Below are 17,558 nucleotides of genomic sequence, written 5' to 3' on the forward strand. Positions count from 1 at the left end.
AAGCTAGTAAGATCCCTGAAAGATGATCAGGTTGATAGGTTCGAGGTGGAAGCATGGTGACATGTGGAGCTGACGAATACTAATAGATCGAGGACTTAACCATATAATATGAAGCAATGTTATCTAGTTTTGAAAGAATATAAAAAACTTGTTGACTTTCGAAAGTAAATGAGTTACAATAATTCTTGTCTTAAATGAATACAGTCTGGTAATGATGGCAGAGAGGTCACACCCGTTCCCATACCGAACACGGAAGTTAAGCTCTCTAGCGCCGATGGTAGTTGGGACCTTGTCCCTGTGAGAGTAGGACGTTGCCAGGCAAATGGAGGATTAGCTCAGCTGGGAGAGCACCTGCCTTACAAGCAGGGGGTCGGCGGTTCGATCCCGTCATCCTCCACCATTTAGCCGACTTAGCTCAATTGGTAGAGCAACTGACTTGTAATCAGTAGGTTGGGGGTTCAAGTCCTCTAGTCGGCACCAGAAATCATGGCGGTTGTGGCGAAGTGGTTAACGCACCGGATTGTGGCTCCGGCATTCGTGGGTTCGATTCCCATCAGTCGCCCCATTTTTCTTAAATAAATTAATATGCGGGTGTGGCGGAATTGGCAGACGCACCAGACTTAGGATCTGGCGCCTTTGGCGTGGGGGTTCGACTCCCTTCACCCGCACTTTTAATTAAATAACTCATACATGTCTTGCGGAAGTAGTTCAGTGGTAGAATACAACCTTGCCAAGGTTGGGGTCGCGGGTTCGAATCCCGTCTTCCGCTCCAATTTTCAATATGACATGCCGGGGTGGCGGAACAGGCAGACGCACAGGACTTAAAATCCTGCGGTGGGTGACCACCGTGCGGGTTCGACCCCCGCCCTCGGCACCATATGCGCCCGTAGCTCAATTGGATAGAGCGTTTGACTACGGATCAAGAGGTTAGGGGTTCGACTCCTCTCGGGCGCGCTTTTATTAACGGGAAGTGGCTCAGCTTGGTAGAGCACCTGGTTTGGGACCAGGGGGTCGCAGGTTCAAATCCTGTCTTCCCGATATTCCTAAAAAACATGGGGCCTTAGCTCAGCTGGGAGAGCGCCTGCCTTGCACGCAGGAGGTCAGCGGTTCGATCCCGCTAGGCTCCACTTATATTAATATCATTTATGGCGGTGTAGCTCAGCTGGCTAGAGCGTACGGTTCATACCCGTGAGGTCGGGGGTTCGATCCCCTCCGCCGCTACCATAAAGGACCTTTAGCTCAGCTGGTTAGAGCAGACGGCTCATAACCGTCCGGTCGTAGGTTCGAGTCCTACAAGGTCCACCATTAGACGTATATATCTCGGAGGTATACCCAAGTTCGGCTGAAGGGATCGGTCTTGAAAACCGACAGGCGGCGAGAGTCGCGCGGGGGTTCGAATCCCTCTACCTCCTCCATTTTTTCTAAAGTAAATATTTTATCATCGCGGGGTGGAGCAGCACGGTAGCTCGTCGGGCTCATAACCCGAAGGTCGCAGGTTCAAATCCTGTCCCCGCAACCAAATGGTCCCGTGGTGTAGTGGTTAACATGCCTGCCTGTCACGCAGGAGATCGCCGGTTCGACCCCGGTCGGGACCGCCATTTTTACATAAAGGCTCGGTAGCTCAGTCGGTAGAGCAGAGGACTGAAAATCCTCGTGTCGGCGGTTCGATTCCGTCCCGAGCCACCATTTTGAAGTCGCAAGCCGACTTAGCTCAATTGGTAGAGCAACTGACTTGTAATCAGTAGGTTGGGGGTTCAAGTCCTCTAGTCGGCACCACTTTCAAAATGAGCCATTAGCTCAGTTGGTAGAGCATCTGACTTTTAATCAGAGGGTCGAAGGTTCGAGTCCTTCATGGCTCACCATTTACAATTTAATGCGGGTGTAGTTTAGTGGTAAAACAAGAGCCTTCCAAGCTCTGGTCGAGAGTTCGATTCTCTTCACCCGCTTTTCAATTATGGGCCTATAGCTCAGCTGGTTAGAGCGCACGCCTGATAAGCGTGAGGTCGATGGTTCGAGTCCATTTAGGCCCACCATAATTGTTCCGCAGTAGCTCAGTGGTAGAGCTATCGGCTGTTAACCGATCGGTCGTAGGTTCGAGTCCTACCTGCGGAGCCATATTTATAGAGAAGTACCCAAGTGGCTCAAGGGGCTCCCCTGCTAAGGGAGTAGATCGCGAACGCGGTGCGAGGGTTCGAATCCCTTCTTCTCTGCCAGAACTGGCCCGTTGGTCAAGTGGTTAAGACACCGCCCTTTCACGGCGGTAACACGGGTTCGAATCCCGTACGGGTCATACTAAAAGAGATAGCATAATCTGCTATCTCTTTTTTGTTGTATAAAAATGGACTTTGGATAGTCTGCTTTTTTATGCAATAGAAGAAATATGAAGTATTCGCTGTTGCAGTTGGGTACATAGAGAGCCGTAAATACAATCATGTTAATTATTTGGACCTGTATGAATATGAAGGAATTAACTTCAACTTGAACTTTTACCCCAGCTGTATGGCTGTAGCCTCCTACACTTGGAGAAACCGATGAAAAATGCATCTGGGAGCTACTGTGGAAAATAAATAATATATAGAAGAAGTTGCTTTCTCTCAATAGCTGTGATCTACTGAAGACAGTTTTTTTATGTTGTCAGTATTGTCGAGTTTTGCCGGTAAGTCGATATATTGCAAAAATCGCTGATATAATTTGAGTTACGATCGATAAATTTTAATAATCGCTGATATATTTGGAGTTACGGTCGATATATTCTAAAAATCGCTGGTATAATTTCACTTACCGACAAAAACCACAAGAAAATCCCTTTCACAATCTAAAGAAAACGCCTCCATTGAAATGGATTCCACACCTATTCCAATAACTTTACACTCTATGTGAAAAAGTTCACAAATAGGTCATAATTTGTGAAGTAATTCACAATAATACGTGCTACAATATGAATGTAAAGAAGTTAAACAACATTAAATTAGTATTTTAATTAATTACTTAAACAATCATAAAAAAATATATGTGAACAATAGAGAGGGGAAATTACCATGAAAAAAGGTATCAATCGTGTAGTATTAGTAGGAACAGGAGCTGTAGGTTGTAGTTACGCTTACTCAATGATCAACCAAGGTGTAGCTGAAGAATTCGTATTAGTAGATGTTAATGAAGCAAAAGCAGAAGGGGAAGCAATGGACTTAAGCCATGCGGTACCATTCTCTCCATCACCAACAAAAGTTTGGAGCGGTAGCTATGCAGATTGTAAAGATGCAGATTTAGTTGTTATCACTGCTGGGTTACCACAAAAGCCAGGTGAAACTCGTTTAGACTTAGTTGAGAAAAATACAAAGATCTTTAAACAAATCGTTCGAGGCATTATGGATAGCGGATTCGATGGAATCTTCTTAATCGCAACTAACCCAGTTGATATTTTAACTTACGTAACTTGGAAAGAATCTGGTTTACCGAAAGAGCGCGTAATCGGTTCTGGTACTACTTTAGACTCTGCTCGTTTCCGTTACATGTTAGGTGACTACTTAGATGTAGATCCACGTAACGTTCATGCTTACATCGTTGGTGAACACGGTGACACTGAACTTCCAGTATGGAGCCACGCTACTATCGGTGTACAAAAATTAGAAACAATCTTAGCTAACAACGAACAGTACAAACAAGAAGACTTAGACAAAATCTTCGAAAACGTACGTGATGCAGCTTACCATATCATCGAGCGTAAAGGTGCAACTTACTACGGAATCGGTATGTCACTACTTCGTGTAACTAAAGCAATCTTAAACAACGAGAACAGCGTATTAACTGTATCTGCATACCTTGAAGGTCAATACGGCGAGAAAGATGCTTACGTAGGTGTTCCAGCTGTAATTAACCGCGAAGGTGTACGTGAAATCGTAGAACTTGAGCTAAATGAAGATGAAAAAGCGAAGTTCGCTCATTCTGTAAAAGTATTAAAAGAAACAATGGCACCAGTACTATAATAATTGCTAAATAGTTCAGAGGTGGGAAACTGCTTCTTACCTCTGAACTTATATAATTTAATATAAATTCCTTTTCCGGTTTCCCTTGTATATCCCCAATATACCCCTTTTGCTGGATAAGGGTCGTTTATAGAAAAAGAGCACTCTATTTTACGTAGAGTGCTCTTTATTATTCCGCTATTTGCCGGGCAGTAAAACCTCAATTGATTAAAGTTTCACTTTATTATTTTTTAGGCGTTAATCCTAATTTCTTTAAAATATCTGCCAGTGTACCGCTTTTTGATTTTTCTACAGGTGTTTGTGATTTAGATGCATCTGGCCCTTTTTTCAAGAAGTTCTTTTCAACGGAGCGAATATCTTTTTCGTCGACAATACCATCTTTATTAAGATCTCCGTCTTTTACAGTTAGTCCTTTTTTACCATAGTTGCTAGCAATGATTTCAGCATCTTTAATATCGATTACTTTATCACCATTTACATCGCCGGCAAGGTTTTCGTCAGGTCTTGCATAATAATATTGGCCAAGCAACTTACCGTCTTTTTCAGTACCAAGTTTCGTTGTTAGGCGGCTTGTTAAATGTCCTGGCACCTCTACATATAAGTTATAGTCGCGTTTATTAACTGGAAGTCCATTTAGTTTGAAGTATCCGTATTTATCTAGTGAGCCTTCAAACTTATGACGGTAAGAATCAGTCGCATATACTTTTACGCCAAGCTTTGTATAATCGAACTTTTCATCTAAATATCCGCGTTCATTTAAGAATGCACCAGGTTTAATATTTCCTTCTACTAATGAGTTTAAGGACATAACTGAGAATGTTTGATCTTGAAGTACACGCATTCTATTTGGTTCTGATTCACCTTGTTTCCAGTAAACAAAAATTGGTGATTCTAATTGAGCGTTTGCTTCATAAAACTCATCATTTTCTACTTTGAACGTTACATCAATGAACGGGAAATCACCATCTAATCCAGCAAAATTTTTGTCATCGATAGCTCCGCCAACTGTAACAGAGCCTGCCTCTAGTTTCGGTTCATTTACTTTTGCGGTTACCCCTTTTTGGGAAAGTAGCTTTTCAAAAGCAGGATTAAATTTCGCATTTGCAAATTTGAAGTTCTTCTCTAGGAAGTTTACATTAAATTGCCCAGCAACAAATTGTTTTACGTGTTTCGCGTTTAGTGTTACTGTGAACTCGTCATTTTTATATAATTCTTTTTTATCGTAACTAGTTTTTGCATATTGAGCACCTTGCGGGATAAACCAGTAGTTATTTACACCGTTTGGATAGTCAGGACCTGCAGTTGCATAATCGAAAATATATACGCCTGTGTTCATTGGACCTTCCGTTCTGAAGGAGTCAGGTGTAATGCCAACTTTAAAGTCGCCATTTGCATTAATCGGTAAAAACTTATGCAAGTATGGAGAATAGTCATAGTACATAACGCCATTCGCTTCTTGCGTAATGTTTAATCCTTTTCCTTTTAAGTAATCAACGTTTGAATCGTATACATTTCCTTTAATCCATAGTGCTTTTTTGCCATCTTCTACTGTATAATTTTCTTCATTTAACTCGTAAATACCAGGTTTTAATCCAGTTAATTTCACTTCTGGTGGTGTATTATCAATTACAACATAATCACCTTTTACACGTGCTTTCCCAGCCTTATCATAACCGACAAACTCAATTGTGTAGTCTCCTTCTGGTAAGTTGATTTTCTCATTACCGATTGGTTTTGCAGGATCATTTGTAAAAGGATACACTTTTCCATTAAAGAATGAATCTAAGTAGTAATACACATCAGTTTTTAGGCCACTCGTGTTTAATGTTCCAATGAAGCCAAGAGCTTTATTTGTTTTGGAATCTTTTACGATAAGATCTAACGTTTCAAGTTCGCTGTTTAATTGGAATGCTCCGTGAACATACGATTCACCGTATGGATTGAATTTAGATGTATCAGTTGAAATTGCTTTTCTTGATAGTATTGCATTTTCAATACCAGGCTCTGATACACGAATAGAGAATGGGATTTGATATGTTTCTTCTTTATTTTTTGTGTTCGTAATATGAATGTACCCTTCATATCGGCCTTGTTTCACACCGGCTGGAACATTAATTTTTGCTTCAATTTCACCTGTTTTGCCAGCATCAAGAGTAATTGTTTCTGGAGCAGAGATTTTTACACCGTTTGCGACAGCATCGTTAATAGTAGACGATGCTGGTGTATAAGAAATTTCTGTTTTAAATTCTTTTTTCTCTTGTTTATTATGATTAGTTACTTTTATATTTCGTTTTTGTTCAAGAGCTTCACCGTCTTTTTGATAAAACTTACCGAATGCAATAGATCCAGTTTCTTCGGGTACTTCAATTACTTCATCATTTACAACAGTTTGTGTCGTATCTAATACTTTAAAGCTTGTTTCTGTACGAACGGCGTTGTAAGCATCTACTCGCCCAGCTCCAACTTCATATACGGAATATTTTTCTTTTAAATCATTAGCTGTGTTCATAAGAGACGCTTTTACATCGAACGGAGAGTAGTCTGGGTGTTCTTGTAAAATTAGAGCAGCAACGCCAGCGATATGAGGAGAAGCCATAGATGTTCCTTGCATACGCTCATAGGAAACAGCGTAGTTTTCACCCTCTTGCGGGTCGTTAATATATTCAGGAACTGTTGAAAGGATAGCGACACCAGGCGCTGTAATATCAGGCTTAATATCATCATTTGCTGTAACAGGACCGCGTGAGCTAAAGTCTGCAAGATGATCGCCTTCTGTTTGAATGTAATTAATTTCATCGAGAGTTAAGGAGGTGCTACCTTGTTCGATTTGAGCTTTTAGTTTTTCACCTTCTTCTTTCGTTAGGCGGAATGCTGGAATGTATTTTGTACTTTCGCCAACGTAGAAAGGAATTTCTCCATCCACATTGTTATAAATAATAACGGCTTTTGCACCTGCTTGTTTTGCATTAGCAATTTTTTCATCAAATGACAGTGTACCGCGTGCAACGAGAGCGATTTTTCCTTTTACATCTTTTTTACTAAACTCGTCAGGCGTACCAATTCCTACATATTCAATAGGTAAAGTTTGTCCCTTGAAATCTTCTATTTTATCAGTGAAGTTTTTGCCGAATAGAATTAGGTTAGGAAATTGTAATTGTCCAGCATGACCTGATAGTTTCGGTAAGGAAATAGAGCTATCACTTGCTCCAACCGTAATTGCAAATGGTGAAGCACCTGGTGATCCGAGTGTTGATGGATTTGGTCCAGAGTTACCAGCAGCAACGACTGTAACAACGCCTGAAAGCATTGCATTATTAACAGCGATAGATGTTGGATCGAGTGGATTGTTGCTATCATCACCTAACGATAAGTTAATAACGTTCATACCGTCAGAAATGGATTTATCAATTGCAGCGATAATACCTGAACTATCTCCACTTCCGTATGGACCGAGTACACGATAGTTATACAGTTCAATGTCAGGTGCAACACCTTTTACTGCTGAATCAGATTGGTTCTTCTTTTGAGCAGAAACGATACCTGCTACGTGAGTGCCGTGGGCTGTGTAGAAGGAAGAACCACGGTTATCAAATTCAGGAGCACCAGATTGTTGCCATTCTGAATAAGTAGTTTCCATTGGATCTGCATCATTATTAATAAAGTCCCAACCCTTTACTGAGTTTGGGTCTACTTTGCTAGAGTCCTCACCAGGTTTCGCGCGATAGCCTTTATATACGTCTTTTAAGTCAGGATGATTGTAATCAATACCTGTATCTAATACACCAACTTTAATTCCTTTTCCGGTAATGCCCTCACTATGTAACTTATCTACTCCAATTTGCGGGATGCTATCTGTTAGTTTTTGAGGCGCTTTTTGCTCAGCTTGTTTTGGTAAATTTAATTTCACTTCGTAATCTTTCCAAATACGTTTTACAACGCCAATTCGTAACAATTCTTCTACTGTATTTGCTGGTAATGTCATCGCAACACCATTTATCGCATGCTTATAAGAACGTTTAATTTGTACAGACTGGAAGTTTCCTGATTTTACTGATGGGCTGAATTGATAAAGACGTTTTAGTCCTTTTTCGAATTCTTCATGTTCTTGATCAATACGTGCTTTTATATTTTCAGGAGCAGACTGTAATCCTTTTTCTTTTTGTTTTAATTCATTAATCTTTACTGGAGCAGTTTGAAATTCTACGATGATATTTACAGGCTCAGAACTACTCGTATTAATATCTGGTGAAATTGTAAAACCAGGGTTGGCATCTACCGTTTGTAATGCCAGGCGTTGTTCTTTAGAAAGCTTAGATAATATAGAATGAGCATTTGAAGATTCAATTTGGTTAATAGGATTTTCAGCAAGTACATTGAACGGAATAGCAGTTGAAAACAAAACGCCAGCTGTTACAATTCCGGTAACAAAACGATTTTTCTTTTTCATTTATAGGCCTCCGGTAATTTATATTTTTAAAAATTATTTCTCCACGCCAGCTGTTTGCTCAGTATGGAATGTCCAGTTTAGCTGCAGGGAATCACCTTGAAATTTATTTTGATCTCGGTCGTTATCTTCAAATGAGAAGAGGACGTGTAAGTAATCTGTTTCACCAGATTTAATACCATCTATTAAGTTATGACGTTCTAGAGACGTAGCGACATCTTCAGGTTTCATAGTTTTTAATTGTGATAGTTTTGTTTCCCACACAATCTCATGATCATCGTTTGGATTAGATGGCTGTCCATCATTTACTAGAAACTTGACGATAATGTGATCACCTAAATCTTCACCGTCATTATTTTGCTTTGCATCTGTAACTTCATATGATGTTTCAAGTGCTACTTTTGCGATATCCAATGTACCTTTATTTTCAAGCTTGAAGTTCCTTTCAATAAAATCACCTGGTTTTAAATCTTTTACATTAACGATTACACCGCCGAATGTAAGGGATAAGCCAAGTGAAGCGGTGATAATTCCCATTCCTACTTTTTGTTTTAATGACATAAGAAAGCCTCCTAGTTAAATTTGTATAGCAACCGTTCGCAACAAGGATAAATAAGTAAACATAGTAGTCCGCTATGAATTATAGTTACGAAAGATCAGGGTTCTTTATTGAGAACAAGTATATGCTTATGAATTTCGCGTTTCAATAAAAATATGACAAAAAATGTTGAGAAACATTTTTTTATTACAGATTATTTTGTTTTGATTTTGAGTGGAAAATAGCATGAAAAATAGTATAAACCTAATAAAATAAAGGTTGAGAAAAAAATAATAGGAGGAAATATAGAAGTAGAATGAAGCGTTTACAATGAATATTCGTCAAAATTCGATATTTTACACGGAAATGTGAAGAAAAACTAACATTTTTAAGAAAAAAACGAATGTTTTTTATAAATTAACAAGGATATTGCAGTTTTTCGCAGAAATAGTTAAAGTATAAAAAATTCTGTCATCTAAGTGAGGTGAGCATATTGAATGTAATAAATTGTGAAGAAGTGAAACGAGATGAGTTTCATACAGAAAAGTACTATGAAAGTTATAACATCTTTGGCGCGCATGTTGTGACGGAAGATGAGATTCAAGGGGTACGATTTACAGTGTGGGCTCCTCATGCGAAAGCAATGAGTGTTGTTGGGGATTTTAATGAGTGGGATTATGAGCAACATAAGATGCTACAAGTGACAGAAGAAGGCATTTGGTCCTTATTTATACCGCATATTGAAGAAGGAGAAATATATAAATATGCGATTGAAACATTGGCTGGTGACGTCATTTTAAAGGCAGATCCGTATGCTGTATATGCAGAAGTAAGACCGAATACGGCATCTGTAGTTTTTGATATAAAAGGATATGAATGGAATGATAAAAACTGGAATCGTAAGAAAAAGAAAAAATCGATTTATAAAGAAGCGATGACAGTTTATGAATTACATTTTGGTTCTTGGAAAAAGAAAGAAGATGGAACGCTGTACTCTTACAGGGAAATGGTTGAAGAGCTCATCCCGTATGTGGTGGAACATCAATTTACACATATTGAAATTATGCCGCTTGTTGAGCATCCATATGATCGTTCTTGGGGATACCAAGGAACGGGATATTATGCAGCGACGAGTAGATTTGGTACGCCGCATGATTTAATGCATTTTGTCGACGAATGTCATAAATATGGAATCGGTGTCATTTTAGATTGGGTGCCGGGGCATTTTTGTAAAGATGCTCACGGTTTATATTTGTTTGATGGTACACCGACCTATGAATATAAAGATAAAGATGTACAAGAAAATCCAGTATGGGGAACTGTCAATTTTGATTTAGGAAAGAGAGAGGTACGTAATTTCTTAATTTCAAATGCGTTATTTTGGATGAGATATTTCCATATTGATGGTTTCAGAGTTGATGCAGTTGCGAACATGTTGTACTGGAATAAAGAAGGACAAGAGCAAAGTAATGAGCATGCTGTTTCATTTTTAAGAGAGTTAAATGAAGCAGTGTTTGCAGAGGATGAAGATTTTCTTATGACGGCAGAAGATTCAACAGCTTGGCCACTTGTAACAACTCCAACGTATGAAGGTGGGCTTGGATTCAATTACAAATGGAACATGGGCTGGATGAATGACGTGCTGAAATATATGGAGTGTGCGCCTGAATATAGGAAACACATTCATGAGAAAATGACGTTTTCTTTGCTATATGCGTACTCTGAAAACTTCATATTACCGCTTTCTCATGATGAAGTCGTTCATGGGAAAAAGTCGTTATTAAATAAAATGCCAGGTGATTACTGGGATAAGTTTGCTCAGCTTCGTTTATTATATGGATATTTCTTTACTCACCCAGGAAAGAAATTACTTTTCATGGGAGGGGAATTCGGACAGTTTGATGAGTGGAAAGACCTTGAAGATTTAGATTGGAATTTACATGATTTTGAAATGCATCGTTATATGCATGATTACTTTAAAGAACTCATAGCATTGTATAAGCGCTCAAAACCACTTTGGCAGCTTGATCATTCGCCTGAAGGTTTTCAGTGGATTGATGCTAATAATAACGAGCAAAGTATTTTCTCGTTTATCCGCCAAGGGGATAAACAAGAGGATGCGTTAGTTATCGTATGTAATTTTACGAAAGCTACATATGAAAACTATAAAGTAGGTGTACCAGATTTCGAGTATTATAACGAGATTTTAAACAGTGATGCACAGCAATATGGCGGTTCGGGGCAAGTGAATAAGAAACGTCTTAAGACGATTCTAGAACCGTACCATAATCAAGCAGCACATGTAGAGATTACAATTCCACCATTTGGCGTATCCATATTACGACCAGTGAAGACGAGAAAGGGGAGCAAAAAACAAGATGGCTCAAAAACAAAAGTGCGTAGCAATGTTACTAGCAGGGGGAAAAGGTAGTCGATTAAGTGCATTAACAAAAAATTTAGCCAAGCCAGCTGTTCCATTTGGTGGTAAATATCGCATTATTGATTTTACGCTAAGTAACTGCGCAAATTCTGGTATTGAAACGGTTGGGATTTTAACGCAATATCAACCACTAGAACTTCATAATTATATCGGAATCGGCAATGCATGGGATTTAGACCGAGTAAGCGGTGGAGTCACAGTATTACCTCCTTATGCGGAGTCTTCAGGTGTGAAGTGGTACACAGGTACGGCAAGTGCCATTTATCAAAACTTAAACTATTTAAGTCAATATGAACCAGAGTATGTTCTTATTTTATCAGGCGACCATATTTATAAAATGGATTACAGTAAGATGCTAGATTACCATATTGAGAAAGAATCGGACGTATCCATTTCTGTTATTGAAGTACCTTGGGATGAAGCGAGTCGCTTTGGCATTATGAATACAAATGAAGAAATGGAGATTGTTGAGTTTGAAGAGAAACCACAATTTCCAAGAAGTAATCTTGCATCAATGGGAATCTATATTTTTAATTGGTCAATTTTGAAAGAGTATTTAGAGATGGATGCAAGAAACCCTGAATCTAGTAACGATTTCGGAAAAGACGTACTTCCGCTTTTATTGGATGAAGGGAAGAAGTTAATGGCGTATCCGTTTGAAGGATATTGGAAAGATGTTGGAACGGTGAAGAGCTTATGGGAAGCGAATATGGATTTGCTTCGCGATGAAACATCACTGAATTTAAACGATCGTAATTGGCGTATTTACTCTGTCAATCCAAACGAACCGCCTCAATATATTGCTGAAAAGGCGAAAGTAGAAGAATCGCTTATTAACGAAGGATGCGTCATTGAAGGGGACGTGAAGCATTCTGTGTTATTCCAAGGAGTGACGGTGGAAGAAGGAAGTATGGTGATTGATTCTGTCGTTATGCCAGGGGCTAAGATTGGTAAAAATGTTGTGATTGAAAGAGCGATTGTTGGATCAGAAATGGTTATCGAAGATGGAACAATCATTCGTCCAGAAAAGAATGTTGACGATGTAGTATTAATTGCTGAAGGGAAATAGAAAAGGGGGATGAAATGAATGGGAGAAAAAATGTTAGGAATTATTAATGCAACGGGAAGTTTTCCTTCCTTAAAGAAAGTAACAGGGCATCGTTCACTAGCGGCGTTACCGTTTGGGGGCCGTTATCGACTCATTGATTTCATGCTTTCAAATATGGTGAATTCTAGTATTCATAGTGTGGCAGTTTTTACAAGCCATAAAAATCGTTCGTTAATGGACCATGTTGGTTCAGGAAAACAGTGGGATTTAGATAGAAAACGAGACGGACTATTTTTATTCCCGCCAAACTGCCAATGTGACCAAGATGAATTTGGGTCTTTTGCACACTTTAGAAGACATATTGATTATTTTCTAAGAAGCAGAGAAGAGTACGTTGTTATTACGAATAGCCATCTCGTAACAGCATTAAATTTTCAAGCGGTGTTAGAGCGACATATACATACGGCAGCTGATATTACAGAAGTTTGCCATGAAGGGGTTTCGCTTCAAACATACGTGTTAAAGAAACAATTATTGTTAGACTTATTTGAGTCATATAAAGGTGTGGAACAATACAGTTTATTTGATGTAGTGAGAGAAAAGCGCGGGAAATCATTACACATTGCTACATATGAACATACTGGATATGTAGCAATTATTGACTCGATTGAAAGTTACTATAAACATAGCTTAGAAATTTTGCAACCTGCTATTTGGAAGCAATTATTTAAGAAAGAAGCACCGATCTTTACGAAAGTAAAAGATGAGCCACCAACTCGTTATTTAAAGGGTGCAGTCGTGAAAAATACAATGATTGCAAATGGCAGTATTATTGAAGGGGAAGTCGAAAATAGTGTTGTTTCCCGTTCGGTTAAAATTGGAAAAGGTTCAATTATTCGTAACAGTATTATTATGCAAAAGAGCCAAATTGGAGATAACTGTATAATAGACGGTGTTATTATTGATAAAGACGTGAAAATTGGCGACGGTGTCGTATTAAAAGGAAGCGCCGATGAGCCGTATGTTGTAGAAAAAGGAAGCGTACAAAACAGTACGATTAATAGTTATTCCTAAAGAATCAGTGGGGGCTTTTTCCTCCACTGATTAAAGTTTTAATTTAAATGAAAACTCGAAGGGAGGAAGCTGCAAGAGGAGTAATAAAAACTTTTCGCGCAGTGGGACAACAAGTGAATATTTTATTTGCAGTATCAGAATGTGTACCGTTTGTGAAATCGGGAGGATTAGCTGATGTAGCGGGTGCGCTCCCAAAAGAGCTAAAAAAATTAGGAGTGGACGTTCGTATTATACTTCCGAATTATAGTCTCATTCCGCAAAAGTTAAGAGATGGATGTACGTTACATAAAGTAATTAACGTCCCTCTTGGGTGGAGAAATCAATATTGTGGAATTTTAAAAGGTGAGCAAGACGGAATTACGTATTACTTAATAGATAATGAATATTATTTTAAGAGAGATTCTCTGTATGGTCATTACGATGACGGAGAGCGTTTTTCTTATTTCTCAAAAGCAGTGTTAGAGTGTATTCCGCACCTTGATTTTGAAGTGGATGTTCTTCATAGCCATGATTGGCATACGGCTATGGTTAATTTCTTACTTCGTGAAAAGTATCAAGATAACCCGTTATATGAGCGTATTAAAACGGTATATACGATTCATAACTTGCAGTTCCAAGGTGTATTTCCTCCTGAAGTGATGTACGACTTGTTAGAGCTTGGTGATGAATATTTTCATAGTGAGCAGCTAGAGTTTTATGGAAACGTAAACTTTATGAAAGGCGGTATTATTGCTTCGGATCAAATTACAGCGGTGAGCCCGACGTATAAAGAAGAAATTCAATATGAATTTTTCGGTGAGAAGTTAGATGGATTACTGCGAAAATATAATGATAAGCTTAGCGGCATTGTAAATGGTATTGATACGAGCGTATATAATCCAGAAACGGATTCGTATATTAAGGCCCAGTATGATGCAGAGTCATTATATGAAAAGAGTGAAAATAAACGCGCCTTGCAGCGTTATTTTGGTTTGCCAGAAAAAGAGGATACACCAATTATTTCAATGGTAACGAGATTAACGAAGCAAAAAGGTCTTGATTTAGTACGTACTGTATTCCGCGAAATAATGGAAGAAGATATACAATGTATTATTTTAGGTTCAGGTGATTCGGAATATGAGCAATTCTTTGAGTGGATGGCATATGAGTATCCGGAGAAGGTAAAAGTTTATATCGGATTTAATGAAGAATTAGCTCACCAAGTGTATGCGGGAAGCGATTTGTTTTTAATGCCATCGCTGTTTGAACCGTGTGGACTTGGACAACTTATCGCATTAGCATACGGTACGATTCCAATTGTAAGAGAAACAGGTGGGTTAAACGATACGGTACATTCTTATGATGAAGAAACTGGAGAAGGAAATGGTTTCAGTTTCACGAATTTTAATGCACATGACATGCTGCATACGATTCATCGTGCGATTGAATTCTATCATGATAAACCAGTGTGGGAGCAGCTTGTAAAACAAGCGATGACTGAAGATTATAGCTGGGAGCAATCGGCTCTTGCTTATAAGGAATTGTATAAAAGTCTCATGGAATAACATGTAGGTGGTGAAAAAATGTTTACTCATGTTGAAAGTTTTAAATCAACTTTTCTAGAAAAGTTAGAGACGATGTATGGTAAAAGTTTTAAAGATTCTACAACTCGTGATCAATATAATACGCTCGGCCATATGGTACGTGAGTATATGAATAGTCAATGGATTGCAACGAACGAGAGTTATCGATCCGGAGAGCAAAAGCAAATGTATTACTTGTCTATTGAGTTTTTGCTTGGACGTTTGCTTGGAAGTAACATCTTGAATTTAGGTATTCGAGATGTATGCGAGCAGGGGTTATCTGAACTAGGGATTTCGTTACAAGAGTTAGAAGAAGTGGAAGCAGATGCAGGCCTTGGTAATGGTGGGCTTGGACGCTTAGCAGCCTGTTTTCTCGATTCACTCGCATCTTTAAACTTACCAGGACACGGCTGTGGAATTCGTTATAAACATGGTTTGTTTGATCAGAAAATTGTTGATGGTTATCAAGTTGAATTTCCAGAACAGTGGCTTCTTCATGAAAACGTATGGGAAGTAAGAAGGTATGATCAAGCTGTAGAAGTAAGTTATTTCGGCAGTGTTGAACCGCTAGAAATTGACGGGCGTTTAGAGTTTAGGCATACAAATGCAGAAGTCATTATGGCCGTGCCATATGATGTGCCGGTAGTTGGCTATGAGACGAGTACTGTAAATACACTTAGACTTTGGAATGCTGAACCAGTTCCTTTCCCGCAAAACTGCAAAGATATTTTGAAATATAAGCGTGAAACAGAGGCTGTATCGGAGTTTTTATATCCAGATGATACGCATGATGAGGGAAAAATACTTCGTTTAAAACAACAGTATTTCCTCGTATCAGCAAGTTTGCAAAATATCGTTCGAATGCATAGAGAAAGATATGGTGACCTTCGTCAACTACATGAAAAAATTGCGATCCACATTAACGATACACATCCGGTTTTAGCAATTCCGGAACTGATGCGTATTTTACTAGACGAAGAAAAGTTAGCATGGGAAGAAGCTTGGCACATAACGACGCAGACGATTTCTTATACGAATCATACGACGTTATCAGAAGCGCTCGAAAAGTGGCCAATTCACATTTTTAAACCGTTATTACCGAGAATTTATATGATTATTGAAGAGATTAATGAACGTTTCTGTCATGAACTGTGGGAACAGTATCCGTATGAGTGGGATCGTATTGAAGCAATGGCGATTATTGCACATGACCTTGTGAAAATGGCTCATTTAGCGATTGTCGGTAGCCATAGCGTAAACGGTGTAGCAAAAATTCATACGGAAATATTAAAGCAGCGGGAAATGCGATTGTTTTATGAATTTTATCCAGATAAGTTTAATAATAAGACGAATGGAATTGCTCATAGGCGCTGGCTTATGAAAGCAAATCCACAGTTAACAAATCTCATTTCAGAGGCGATTGGAACGGAGTGGAAGAAAGAACCGATTAAGCTTCAAGAGCTACAATTAGTTCAATATGATGCAAGTTTCCAAGAGAAATTTGCAGAGGTAAAACAAGAGCGTAAAGAGATTTTAGCGGAACGTATTCATAATACAATGGGGATTACCATTGATCCAAATTCTATTTTTGATGTGCAAGTGAAAAGATTACATGCTTATAAACGACAATTATTAAATGTTCTTCATATTTTATATTTGTATAACCGTTTGAAAGAGGATGCTAGTTTTACATTTTATCCGCGTACTTTTATTTTTGGAGCGAAAGCATCACCTGGCTATTATTACGCGAAAAAAATTATTAAATTAATAAATGAACTCGCAAGAAAAGTAAATAATGACCCGTATGTCAGTCAATATATGAAAGTTATCTTTCTAGAAAACTATCGAGTTTCTTTAGCTGAAGATATATTCCCAGCAGCGGATGTAAGTGAACAAATTTCAACGGCGAGTAAAGAAGCATCGGGAACAGGTAATATGAAATTTATGATGAATGGTGCGATTACACTCGGAACGCTAGACGGTGCTAACGTTGAAATAAAAGACCGGGTCGGTGAGGATAACTGTTTTATTTTCGGTTTAACAGCCGAAGAGGTTCTTCATTACTATCAAAATGGTGGGTATCGTGCAAGTGATTATTATCACCACAATAGGCACATTAAAAAAGTAGTTGATCAATTAACAAATGGTTTCTTTGCACAATCGGGAGCTGAATTTGAAGCGATTTACGATTCTCTCGTTATTCAAAACGATGAATATTTCGTTCTGCGAGATTTTGGTCCGTATGCTGAAAGACAAGAAGCTGTTGGTAGAGCTTATGAGAACCGAACGAAGTGGCTAGAAATGTCTATTTTAAATATTGCACAGTCTGGTCATTTTGCGAGCGATCGAACGATTTTGCAGTACAGTAATGAAATTTGGGGTATCGGTAATGCAGTTAAACAGTTTTAAAGAGGTTGCTATATTGGGAGATATATTATCGATTTACCAACAAAAATGGATATTAATAAA

At 38.6% G+C, this 17,558-nt stretch carries 8 protein-coding genes, 22 tRNA genes and 2 rRNA genes; 30 read left to right on the forward strand and 2 right to left on the reverse strand.

The genetic code is table 11. From position 1 onward, the window contains the following. The 25 genes from ACTFO4_RS00005 to ACTFO4_RS00125 form a co-directional block, all read left to right on the forward strand. A 23S ribosomal RNA gene (locus ACTFO4_RS00005) occupies window positions 1-103 on the forward strand; the annotation flags it as partial. A gap of 101 nt (window positions 104-204) precedes the next feature. Then, window positions 205-320, forward strand: a 5S ribosomal RNA gene (gene rrf, locus ACTFO4_RS00010). A gap of 4 nt (window positions 321-324) precedes the next feature. Then, window positions 325-400, forward strand: a tRNA-Val gene (locus ACTFO4_RS00015). 4 nt (window positions 401-404) lie between these two features. Then, window positions 405-480, forward strand: a tRNA-Thr gene (locus tag ACTFO4_RS00020). Window positions 481-489: 9 nt separating this feature from the next. Continuing rightward, a tRNA-His gene (locus ACTFO4_RS00025) sits at window positions 490-565 on the forward strand. Window positions 566-587: 22 nt separating this feature from the next. Further along, a tRNA-Leu gene (locus ACTFO4_RS00030) sits at window positions 588-668 on the forward strand. A 29-nt stretch (window positions 669-697) separates the two neighbouring features. Continuing rightward, window positions 698-772: transfer RNA gene (locus ACTFO4_RS00035), tRNA-Gly, on the forward strand. Window positions 773-788: 16 nt separating this feature from the next. Next, window positions 789-877 (forward strand) — tRNA-Leu (locus ACTFO4_RS00040). 3 nt (window positions 878-880) lie between these two features. Continuing rightward, a tRNA-Arg gene (locus tag ACTFO4_RS00045) sits at window positions 881-954 on the forward strand. 10 nt (window positions 955-964) lie between these two features. Then, window positions 965-1,038, forward strand: a tRNA-Pro gene (locus ACTFO4_RS00050). Window positions 1,039-1,054: 16 nt separating this feature from the next. After that, window positions 1,055-1,127, forward strand: a tRNA-Ala gene (locus ACTFO4_RS00055). Between the two features lie 20 nt (window positions 1,128-1,147). Further along, window positions 1,148-1,224 (forward strand) — tRNA-Met (locus ACTFO4_RS00060). A gap of 4 nt (window positions 1,225-1,228) precedes the next feature. Then, window positions 1,229-1,305: transfer RNA gene (locus tag ACTFO4_RS00065), tRNA-Ile, on the forward strand. A gap of 17 nt (window positions 1,306-1,322) precedes the next feature. Beyond that, window positions 1,323-1,415 (forward strand) — tRNA-Ser (locus tag ACTFO4_RS00070). 27 nt (window positions 1,416-1,442) lie between these two features. Further along, window positions 1,443-1,519: transfer RNA gene (locus tag ACTFO4_RS00075), tRNA-Met, on the forward strand. Between the two features lie 3 nt (window positions 1,520-1,522). After that, window positions 1,523-1,598: transfer RNA gene (locus ACTFO4_RS00080), tRNA-Asp, on the forward strand. Between the two features lie 12 nt (window positions 1,599-1,610). Further along, window positions 1,611-1,686, forward strand: a tRNA-Phe gene (locus tag ACTFO4_RS00085). A 14-nt stretch (window positions 1,687-1,700) separates the two neighbouring features. Next, a tRNA-Thr gene (locus ACTFO4_RS00090) sits at window positions 1,701-1,776 on the forward strand. Between the two features lie 10 nt (window positions 1,777-1,786). After that, a tRNA-Lys gene (locus tag ACTFO4_RS00095) sits at window positions 1,787-1,862 on the forward strand. Between the two features lie 13 nt (window positions 1,863-1,875). Further along, window positions 1,876-1,946: transfer RNA gene (locus ACTFO4_RS00100), tRNA-Gly, on the forward strand. A gap of 10 nt (window positions 1,947-1,956) precedes the next feature. After that, a tRNA-Ile gene (locus tag ACTFO4_RS00105) sits at window positions 1,957-2,033 on the forward strand. Between the two features lie 7 nt (window positions 2,034-2,040). Further along, window positions 2,041-2,115 (forward strand) — tRNA-Asn (locus ACTFO4_RS00110). Between the two features lie 7 nt (window positions 2,116-2,122). Then, window positions 2,123-2,213: transfer RNA gene (locus ACTFO4_RS00115), tRNA-Ser, on the forward strand. 5 nt (window positions 2,214-2,218) lie between these two features. Beyond that, window positions 2,219-2,290, forward strand: a tRNA-Glu gene (locus tag ACTFO4_RS00120). A 748-nt stretch (window positions 2,291-3,038) separates the two neighbouring features. Next, entirely contained in the window at window positions 3,039-3,983 is a 945-nt protein-coding gene (locus tag ACTFO4_RS00125) for an L-lactate dehydrogenase (RefSeq protein WP_000715338.1), read from the forward strand. A 223-nt stretch (window positions 3,984-4,206) separates the two neighbouring features. On the opposite strand, the gene ACTFO4_RS00130 is transcribed toward ACTFO4_RS00125, so the two are convergent. Beyond that, entirely contained in the window at window positions 4,207-8,430 is a 4,224-nt protein-coding gene (locus tag ACTFO4_RS00130) for a S8 family serine peptidase (RefSeq protein WP_440013335.1), read from the reverse strand. A gap of 33 nt (window positions 8,431-8,463) precedes the next feature. Continuing rightward, window positions 8,464-8,988, reverse strand: coding sequence for a TasA family protein (locus ACTFO4_RS00135; RefSeq protein WP_440013334.1), 525 nt, complete (start codon window positions 8,986-8,988; stop codon window positions 8,464-8,466). Window positions 8,989-9,458: 470 nt separating this feature from the next. On the opposite strand from ACTFO4_RS00135, the gene glgB reads away from it, so the two are divergent. From glgB to glgP, 5 genes are all read left to right on the forward strand, one after another. Continuing rightward, window positions 9,459-11,396: a 1,4-alpha-glucan branching protein GlgB gene (glgB, locus tag ACTFO4_RS00140; protein ID WP_001100880.1), complete on the forward strand. Its 1,938-nt coding sequence runs from the start codon at window positions 9,459-9,461 to the stop codon at window positions 11,394-11,396. After that, window positions 11,344-12,474: a glucose-1-phosphate adenylyltransferase gene (gene glgC, locus ACTFO4_RS00145; RefSeq protein WP_000057619.1), complete on the forward strand. Its 1,131-nt coding sequence runs from the start codon at window positions 11,344-11,346 to the stop codon at window positions 12,472-12,474. Before glgB ends, glgC begins: the two co-directional genes overlap by 53 nt. 18 nt (window positions 12,475-12,492) lie before the next feature. Continuing rightward, on the forward strand, window positions 12,493-13,527 hold the full coding sequence (glgD, locus tag ACTFO4_RS00150; RefSeq protein ID WP_000504168.1) for a glucose-1-phosphate adenylyltransferase subunit GlgD: 1,035 nt from the start codon (window positions 12,493-12,495) through the stop codon (window positions 13,525-13,527). A gap of 113 nt (window positions 13,528-13,640) precedes the next feature. Then, window positions 13,641-15,071, forward strand: coding sequence for a glycogen synthase GlgA (gene glgA / locus ACTFO4_RS00155; RefSeq protein WP_071739813.1), 1,431 nt, complete (start codon window positions 13,641-13,643; stop codon window positions 15,069-15,071). An 18-nt stretch (window positions 15,072-15,089) separates the two neighbouring features. Then, a complete protein-coding gene (gene glgP / locus ACTFO4_RS00160) occupies window positions 15,090-17,498 on the forward strand; it encodes a glycogen phosphorylase (RefSeq protein ID WP_000494109.1) in 2,409 nt (802 codons plus the stop codon). The last annotated feature ends 60 nt before the right edge of the window (window positions 17,499-17,558 follow it).

The organism is Bacillus cereus group sp. MYBKT14-1 (assembly GCF_051915185.1).
Taxonomy (GTDB): Bacteria; Bacillota; Bacilli; order Bacillales; family Bacillaceae_G; genus Bacillus_A; species Bacillus_A cereus.